The sequence below is a fragment of the Citrobacter sp. wls613 genome, assembly GCF_005281195.1.
GTDB classification, from domain to species: Bacteria; Pseudomonadota; Gammaproteobacteria; order Enterobacterales; family Enterobacteriaceae; genus Citrobacter; species Citrobacter gillenii.
Genome location: NZ_SZXN01000048.1, coordinates 26,186 through 32,799 on the forward strand (window position 1 = coordinate 26,186; position 6,614 = coordinate 32,799).

Below are 6,614 nucleotides of genomic sequence, written 5' to 3' on the forward strand. Positions count from 1 at the left end.
CACCTACACCGTCACGGTGTCGCCGGGCTTAACCTGCCGGGCGTCTTTTTCGGTATCACGGATAATGGTCGTGCTGCTGTACCTGCCCCAGCTCAACACCTCCACCTCAACGATCCAGAAATGGCGGTATGGGCGAACGTCGAGCACGCGAGTGATCACTGCATCAACTGTGTTCATCGGGTGGCGACCTCCCGAATCTCTTCGATTGAATCAAGCAGCAGTCGACGGCGGGTACGTTCGGCAAAGTGACGTTTGCCAGTGTCTTTCCGGTAGCACTCTGTTTTACCGACTACCCACATGGATTCCGTCTGGTGCAACTTCTTGCGCTGCGGGCCATCTTTGGTAATAACGATGCCCGTATGAGTCTTTTTGATGGTCATCAGAAAGGCTCCTGCGTCTCACAGCCCTTGGCAGGGTCGAAGCCTAAAAACATCACGCCGTAAGTTGCATTCCCCATTACCGGTCCACAATCCGGGCAGAAACCACCGCCAGCACGGCCGCAACCATCACACACGCGAAGAACGCCAATAACTTCGCCAGCCATATCGCGGCTTTTGGCGCTCACAGAGCGGCGGACACTCAGGGAGTGAAGGTTGAAGGCGGAATAAATTTCGCGAGTTTCAGGCGTGTCGCTGTTGGATATCACCGCGCGATGACCATACTGGTGATTAACATTGAGCAGGGCTGCAACCAGGGCGCGATGATCATCCAGGGTAAACGGCTTGCCGTAGGTGGTGAAACTGGCTGTTTTGCTGGCCGGTATGTATGGGGGGTCGCAATAAATAACTGCGTCATGCGCCAGCCGCATAGTGCCAGGGATTGAATCGCGAAAGTCGCCATGATAGAAAAGCGCTTTTGTGTCATTGGCCTTTTCAGCAAACAAACGCATTTCATTTTCAGGGAAGTAAGGCTCGGCATATTTTCCAAAGGGCGAGTTAAATTCCCCCTTCAGATTTTCGCGATAAAGACCGTTGTACGTATGGCGATTCAGGTACAAAAAATACGCAGCATGAAGCAACGCAGCATCCGGATCTAAGTCCGCTTTTTGGGCCAGAGAATTGAATTCAGCTCGCCGCTTATAAAATTCCTCGGCATTATTCCCGCCGCTAAATATCCAGCGACAGGCAGAAATTGTGTCCTCTGGTCGGCCTGTTAGTTGACGGAAGAAGTTGATCAGATTCATATTGCTATCGCAAAGCACATAGTGACGGTATTCCGTATTCATAAATACGGTTCCGCTACCAACGAATGGCTCAATCAGACAATCGGCTTTTGGCAAATGCTCCAGTAGTTTCGGCATGACGCGAGCTTTTCCGCCCGCCCATTTCAGAGGTGACTTAATCATTCTCAACCTCACAACGATTCGAGGTGCGGGGAAGTCAGGCGCTGCCAGATCTCGCAAACCTGCTCGGCGCGATAAACAGCATCTGTCAGCATATAAGTCGCTGTAGAACGGCGCGGATGCGGGACATACCCGGTAACGCCAGCGATATGAATCAATGTTGATAGGTAACGAATGTCGAAATACGGTAATGATGGACCAAGACCATGGCGGGAAAGAGCATACGCAAGCGTAGTAACGTCTGCGGAGTCTCCGGCTGACCAGCAAATGAGCTTTTCGTGTTTTGAGGCATTGTCTTTGATAAAACGACAGACGCCACTGACAGCATCAATCTCTCGACAGGTAGCATTGATAACCTCAGCACGTTGTTCGGCATCCCCCTTCATGAGCTGTAAAACCGTTTCAGGGTAAATACCGCCCACGGTTCTGATATCAATTGCACGGTAATATTGCTGGCCAATCTTCCCCGTTGATGGTTCGAAAAAAACGCACTCAATAGCGAACACTGGAGAATCAGGGGATTTCCCCAATACGCGAATATCTAACATGATGTTGTTCATAAGCTTTTATCCTCACTGATGATTAATTCGCGGTTGCTGATCCACCGCTCGACTGATAAATGAATTTCTTCCTGAGTGGCACTTTCCTTTTTCAGTTGGCTCATAAAAATACGCAGCAGACCAAGAAGGTGAGCACGTTCGCTTTTCCGTGCATTGGTGTTTATTCCCATAAAGTCCGGATCACTAATTCCGCTCTCCAGTTTTATTGACTTAACCGACATGGCAACCTCCTGAAAAAGGCAAAATGAAGCCCGACATAATGAATGCCTTTAATTTTCAAACCTGATTAACTAGTGATTAGGACGTGGTTTCCGCTTAACCTGTTTAAATATCCTTTCATGCCAATAATAAAGAAAATCAATAAAGGTCATTCGAGCCCGCTCATGATTTCCGCGAATTGTTTTCTCCAGACCATAAATAATTAAATCAATTGATGGACTGTCAGGAGTTACAACAATGCGTGCGCCATTTTTTAAATTAACAGTAAAACCTTTCTCCGCGTTCTCCACCGCTTCGCGAATCAGCATTTCCCGTTCCCACGATGTTTTCTCTTCAGTAAACACGTAAGCCTCCTACCACTACAGTAGTTTTTTGAATGCTCTTACCAGAGTGATAAGTAAACCTTTGTTTATCTTTTTCGTATAAACAAAAGGCTTACTCATACCTTTAATAAAGCGCACCTTGTTCGGTTCTGGTTTAAAGAAACGTCCGTCTGGGCACTCGATCCAGCCGCGAGTATTGCGATGGTGTGTTACCTGGCAACCCTGCCTTAACAGGCTGGCAAGTGATGGAGCGTTATCGTTCATATCTTGTTCCTGCTACAGTTGTCTGCGAGACTTACGTTCTACTTCTTCGCGTCTGGCTTTAAATTCAGAAATCCTCTTCTCTTTTTGTTGCTTCGCTTTATTGCAATGCAACCTAATCAGGAACTGAATCAGGCTCAAAACAAACACGGCAAAAATAAAAAGCCCGATAGCCATTTCAAGTTTCATTTCTTCCACCATTTTTTAGTTTATCAATGGTTCGCATTGCCTCTGCTAATGCAAAGTCTCTGCCGAAATAATTCCCATCATTCATCACGCGATATGCGCGCTGCATTGTTCTGGAGTTTTTAGGACACATGTGGATAGTGAATCCCCGATACACATAATTGTGTCGACTCAGTTGGATTAGCTGATTCATGATTTTCCTGTCAACTGTTTGCAATGGCATCCTTGAGCATGGCTATCATGTTTACTTCCACCTTGCCCCCTGATAGCTCTTTAGGCCTGATAATTATCCTTCCGTCGCGAACCATTAACCTGCATGTGTCGAATGGAATGCCGGTTAGTCTGGAATACTCCTTGAGAGATACATAAGGAGCAGCAACATTCATATTGATGGTCACGCCCGTCATTTCTACCTCACACGCTAGTATCAGTTACCAGATTGCGGCAAATGTGTGGATTTCATGCACTCAAGCCCGCGCAAAAAAACTATGCGAACCATGTTAGAAGCGGATCGACATTCTGCTTCTGCCATTGCTTCAATCTCAGTGCGTTCTTCAGGTGACAGACGTAGCGGTAAAGACCCTCCCGCAACGCTGTTTTTGGGCGTACGCGCCCGCTGTGAGTTTTGTGCTTGTATCATAGTGGTATATTGTGATCTGCTAAGTGTCTGTGAAAAACATAATGGTATAAATATTTATACCAGTCAAGGGATTTTGGTATGCAAGATTATATCGGTATGCGCTTACGCGAGGAACGTGAGCGTTTAGGACTAAGCCAAGCTGCATTAGGAGAGATTGGTGGAGTTAAAAAGCTCACACAGCTTAACTATGAAAAAGGTGAACGATCTCCTGATTCCTCTTACCTCTGTGCAATATCAAAATTTGGAGCTGACGTTCAGTTCATTGTCACAGGGATCAGAACTTCTGAAGCGCTTAATGCTGATGAACAAGAGCTACTTACCCTTTTTAGAAAAGCGCCTCTTGCAGTTAAAGCAGCAGCTCTTGCGGCCCTAACTGCAGGTAGTTCATCAAACGCATCAATTAGCGTATCAGGTCAAGGAAACCGCGTAGCGGGCAGGGATTTTAACGAAAATAAGAAGTAGGGAAACTTTATGGCAATCAATACCTCTGGAGAACAAAACCGGGTTGCTGGACGTGACTTTACCGAAAATCACGTCCAGATAGATAATTTTGATGGTCGTCACACCATCAACATCGCGATTCCCTCAGATACTCACGATGAGCGTCCTTTGGTTAGGGCGCAGAGAAAAGAACTTAATACCCTAGTAGCACTTGTTTCTGATTCCTACGGCAATGAAGCATATGAGATCTGGCAAAAGCTGCATGCAGAGATTGGCGTTTCGAGTATCGAAGAAATGACCGTCAACCAATATCAGACTGCAGTTAGCTTTTTGCAGTCCATGCTCGAACGCGCTAAGGATAAAGATGCAAGTAAAGCACTTGTTAGCCTTCTCCTTCGAAATAGTGAAGACAGCGAATTGAGGCAGAAACTGATTCGTTATTGCCATGTTAACTTCGGAACTGGTCGACTGAATGACCTAACACGCAACCAGCTTCAAATGTGTTTATCGTGGCTGGACCAGCAAACACAAGATATTCCGCCTTCTCCCCCGAGAGAGAATCACTCTCCATTGGATGTCACTACATTGCTGCGATCCCACGCTAAAGAATTCATTGTCATCTTCTTAATTGGTTTCCTGTTAGGTTCATTATTTTTCTGACTTCGTGGGGTTTTATATGAGGACTATTTGTTTTACAGGTTTTGGGAAAAAAGACAAAAATGAGCTTATTGAAATTGCTAAGGCTCGTGGATATGTCGTTAGAAGTGATGTCACCAAGGATCTTAACTATCTCTGTTGCGGTGAAAATGCTGGTCCGAGCAAAATAAAAAAGGCATCTCAGCAAGGTTCAGAGGTGCTGTCGACCGAGCAATTTCTAAACCTATCCCCCTTGTCGGATGCGCAAAATATAGAAGGTCAAAAGGGCAATACACCAACATTTACAATCCATGATGAACACCCTCTTCTGGACCTGATCTGGTCGTCAATTGATACCAAAGATAATTTATCAATCATTTATCACGGAGGTGAACGATCCGGAGCAGCAAGAGATATCCTTCCTCTGACATTGCTTGATAACTTTACGCTGCGAGCAGCGGACCTATCATCTCCGACTCACCCGGTAAAAACATTCAGCTTGGAAAAAATTGAAATACCTGGTGTAGCAAGGCTCCCATCCCTGCCAAGAAAACGTAATGAGAGTAAGAAAAAACAATACTCCGTTGGCTTATATAAAAATATCGAAGAAGTGCATTTAGCATTTGCCGATACACTTCATGGTATGGGGTGGCATGTTGCTACTTATCAAGATGATGCAGGCCTTTGCAATCGTTTGGATGTCTGTGACTTTTTCAAAAATGGTAAACCACGCAAAACTCCAGTTGTAAGTTTATCCTTCCAACCAGAAAATCAAACGCGCCCATTCGTCTGTAGGTGTCGAGATATCGAATTTACATCAACCTATGCACATCTTGATAACGCTGCGGAAATGTTCATTTCACTCGCGTATGCAGGATCTGATGATGATGCAGAGGTGAGTAATTGACCGTCCGAAAACTACCCTCCGGTAAATGGCTTTGTCAGTGCTTCCCTTACGGGCGTGATGGGAAACGCATACGTAAGCAATTTGCTACCAAAGGTGAGGCGCTCTCCCATGAGCGCCGTTTAATGAATAACGCTGCAAACCAGCCGGTAAACGACAGCGCTGTGACTCTTTCGGCATTCGTTGAACGCTGGTACGAGATGCATGGCAAAACGCTCTCATCTGGTGATGAAAGAAAGGTGAAATTACTGGCCATATGCGAACGTCTTGGTAATCCATTGGCTTCTCACTTTGATAAAAACACTTTCGCTGTATACCGGGAACGGCGTTTGAGTGGTGAATGGAATCAGAAAGGCAAGAAGAAGCTGAGTGAAGCGACAGTAAACCGCGAGCAGTCTTATCTGCATGCAGTATTCTCGGAAATGAAGCGGCTGGGGGAATGGGAAGGAGATAACCCGCTGTCTGGAATCAGGCAGTTCAAGGAAGGTGATCAGGAGCTGGCTTTTCTGTATGAGGAAGAAATTGACCGATTGCTTGCAGCATGCGACCAGTCTGCAAATAAAGATTTAGGGATTATCGTACGAATTTGTCTGGCGACCGGTGCACGATGGAGCGAGGCTCAAGACTTGAAGCAATCTCAAATCCTTCCTGGTCGTCTGACGTTTACGCAAACCAAAAGCAAGAAGAACCGCACAGTGCCAATTTCACAACAACTACAGGCGATGCTCCCTAAAAAGCGTGGTGCCCTCTTCTCACCCGCATACGAGGCTTTTAAGGCAGCTCTCGCACGCGCAGGTATAGAGCTACCCAAAGGACAGCGTACCCATGTACTACGTCATACATTCGCGAGTCACTTCATGATGCGAGGTGGGAATATTTTGGTGTTACAGCAAATTCTCGGGCACAGCACGATCATGATGACAATGAGGTATGCGCATTTTGCCCCAAACCACCTTGATGCTGCGGTAGCACTTAACCCGTTCGATAACCGCCAAGAGGCAAAATAGACAAACACAAAAATATGCTGCCACGCTGCTGCCATTTTGCTGCCACTGGCAAACAACAAAAACAAAAAAACCACCCGTAGGTGGTTTCACGACAC

The 6,614-nt window shown here is 46.2% G+C and carries 14 protein-coding genes; 4 read left to right on the forward strand and 10 right to left on the reverse strand.

The window, feature by feature from the left end:
- Positions 1 to 3 precede the first annotated feature (3 nt).
- From FDX01_RS23045 to FDX01_RS23650, 10 genes are all read right to left on the reverse strand, one after another.
- Positions 4 to 177 carry a hypothetical protein gene (locus FDX01_RS23045; RefSeq protein ID WP_016155221.1) on the reverse strand — a complete coding sequence of 58 codons (174 nt, stop codon included), beginning with the start codon at positions 175 to 177 and terminating at the stop codon, positions 4 to 6.
- Positions 174 to 380 carry a hypothetical protein gene (locus FDX01_RS08205; protein ID WP_003835835.1) on the reverse strand — a complete coding sequence of 69 codons (207 nt, stop codon included), beginning with the start codon at positions 378 to 380 and terminating at the stop codon, positions 174 to 176. Before FDX01_RS08205 ends, FDX01_RS23045 begins: the two co-directional genes overlap by 4 nt.
- Positions 380 to 1,345, reverse strand: a complete 966-nt coding sequence (locus FDX01_RS08210) for a Dam family site-specific DNA-(adenine-N6)-methyltransferase (protein WP_131445407.1) — start codon at positions 1,343 to 1,345, stop codon at positions 380 to 382. The genes FDX01_RS08205 and FDX01_RS08210 overlap by 1 nt, the downstream gene beginning before the upstream one ends.
- A gap of 8 nt (positions 1,346 to 1,353) precedes the next feature.
- Complete coding sequence (locus FDX01_RS08215; protein ID WP_131445402.1) at positions 1,354 to 1,902, reverse strand: 3'-5' exonuclease; 549 nt, start codon at positions 1,900 to 1,902, stop codon at positions 1,354 to 1,356.
- Entirely contained in the window at positions 1,899 to 2,123 is a 225-nt protein-coding gene (locus FDX01_RS08220) for a hypothetical protein (RefSeq protein ID WP_101743132.1), read from the reverse strand. Before FDX01_RS08220 ends, FDX01_RS08215 begins: the two co-directional genes overlap by 4 nt.
- 69 nt (positions 2,124 to 2,192) lie before the next feature.
- Entirely contained in the window at positions 2,193 to 2,465 is a 273-nt protein-coding gene (locus tag FDX01_RS08225) for a hypothetical protein (protein WP_101743133.1), read from the reverse strand.
- A 15-nt stretch (positions 2,466 to 2,480) separates the two neighbouring features.
- Positions 2,481 to 2,708: a phage filamentation protein Fil family protein gene (locus FDX01_RS08230; protein WP_131445399.1), complete on the reverse strand. Its 228-nt coding sequence runs from the start codon at positions 2,706 to 2,708 to the stop codon at positions 2,481 to 2,483.
- A 12-nt stretch (positions 2,709 to 2,720) separates the two neighbouring features.
- Positions 2,721 to 2,894 (reverse strand): hypothetical protein, encoded by a 174-nt coding sequence (locus tag FDX01_RS23050; RefSeq protein WP_170974769.1) that lies wholly within the window; start codon positions 2,892 to 2,894, stop codon positions 2,721 to 2,723.
- On the reverse strand, positions 2,884 to 3,114 hold the full coding sequence (locus FDX01_RS08235) for a DUF4761 family protein (protein ID WP_306414255.1): 231 nt from the start codon (positions 3,112 to 3,114) through the stop codon (positions 2,884 to 2,886). The genes FDX01_RS23050 and FDX01_RS08235 overlap by 11 nt, the downstream gene beginning before the upstream one ends.
- Positions 3,095 to 3,298 (reverse strand): hypothetical protein, encoded by a 204-nt coding sequence (locus FDX01_RS23650; protein ID WP_024142410.1) that lies wholly within the window; start codon positions 3,296 to 3,298, stop codon positions 3,095 to 3,097. Before FDX01_RS23650 ends, FDX01_RS08235 begins: the two co-directional genes overlap by 20 nt.
- Positions 3,299 to 3,609: 311 nt before the next feature.
- Here FDX01_RS23650 and FDX01_RS08250 point away from each other — a divergent pair, with 311 nt between their 5' ends.
- Genes FDX01_RS08250 through FDX01_RS08265 form a run of 4 tightly spaced genes read left to right on the forward strand, consistent with a single transcriptional unit; the run spans position 3,610 to position 6,519 of the window.
- On the forward strand, positions 3,610 to 3,993 hold the full coding sequence (locus FDX01_RS08250) for a helix-turn-helix transcriptional regulator (RefSeq protein ID WP_137399607.1): 384 nt from the start codon (positions 3,610 to 3,612) through the stop codon (positions 3,991 to 3,993).
- Positions 3,994 to 4,002: 9 nt separating this feature from the next.
- On the forward strand, positions 4,003 to 4,632 hold the full coding sequence (locus tag FDX01_RS08255; RefSeq protein ID WP_137399608.1) for a hypothetical protein: 630 nt from the start codon (positions 4,003 to 4,005) through the stop codon (positions 4,630 to 4,632).
- A gap of 16 nt (positions 4,633 to 4,648) precedes the next feature.
- Entirely contained in the window at positions 4,649 to 5,515 is an 867-nt protein-coding gene (locus FDX01_RS08260; protein ID WP_101701024.1) for a BRCT domain-containing protein, read from the forward strand.
- Positions 5,512 to 6,519, forward strand: a complete 1,008-nt coding sequence (locus FDX01_RS08265; RefSeq protein ID WP_137399609.1) for a tyrosine-type recombinase/integrase — start codon at positions 5,512 to 5,514, stop codon at positions 6,517 to 6,519. The genes FDX01_RS08260 and FDX01_RS08265 overlap by 4 nt, the downstream gene beginning before the upstream one ends.
- The last annotated feature ends 95 nt before the right edge of the window (positions 6,520 to 6,614 follow it).

What these genes read in the sequence shown, in the direction of transcription:
- FDX01_RS23045 (WP_016155221.1), bottom strand. Translation starts at nt 177, where the DNA reads ATGAACACAGTTGATGCAGTGATCACTCGCGTGCTCGACGTTCGCCCA.
- FDX01_RS08205 (WP_003835835.1), bottom strand. Translation starts at nt 380, where the DNA reads ATGACCATCAAAAAGACTCATACGGGCATCGTTATTACCAAAGATGGC.
- FDX01_RS08210 (WP_131445407.1), bottom strand. Translation starts at nt 1,345, where the DNA reads ATGATTAAGTCACCTCTGAAATGGGCGGGCGGAAAAGCTCGCGTCATG.
- FDX01_RS08215 (WP_131445402.1), bottom strand. Translation starts at nt 1,902, where the DNA reads ATGAACAACATCATGTTAGATATTCGCGTATTGGGGAAATCCCCTGAT.
- FDX01_RS08220 (WP_101743132.1), bottom strand. Translation starts at nt 2,123, where the DNA reads ATGTCGGTTAAGTCAATAAAACTGGAGAGCGGAATTAGTGATCCGGAC.
- FDX01_RS08230 (WP_131445399.1), bottom strand. Translation starts at nt 2,708, where the DNA reads ATGAACGATAACGCTCCATCACTTGCCAGCCTGTTAAGGCAGGGTTGC.
- FDX01_RS23050 (WP_170974769.1), bottom strand. Translation starts at nt 2,894, where the DNA reads ATGAAACTTGAAATGGCTATCGGGCTTTTTATTTTTGCCGTGTTTGTT.
- FDX01_RS08235 (WP_306414255.1), bottom strand. Translation starts at nt 3,114, where the DNA reads ATGCCATTGCAAACAGTTGACAGGAAAATCATGAATCAGCTAATCCAA.
- FDX01_RS23650 (WP_024142410.1), bottom strand. Translation starts at nt 3,298, where the DNA reads ATGACGGGCGTGACCATCAATATGAATGTTGCTGCTCCTTATGTATCT.
- FDX01_RS08250 (WP_137399607.1), top strand. Translation starts at nt 3,610, where the DNA reads ATGCAAGATTATATCGGTATGCGCTTACGCGAGGAACGTGAGCGTTTA.
- FDX01_RS08255 (WP_137399608.1), top strand. Translation starts at nt 4,003, where the DNA reads ATGGCAATCAATACCTCTGGAGAACAAAACCGGGTTGCTGGACGTGAC.
- FDX01_RS08260 (WP_101701024.1), top strand. Translation starts at nt 4,649, where the DNA reads ATGAGGACTATTTGTTTTACAGGTTTTGGGAAAAAAGACAAAAATGAG.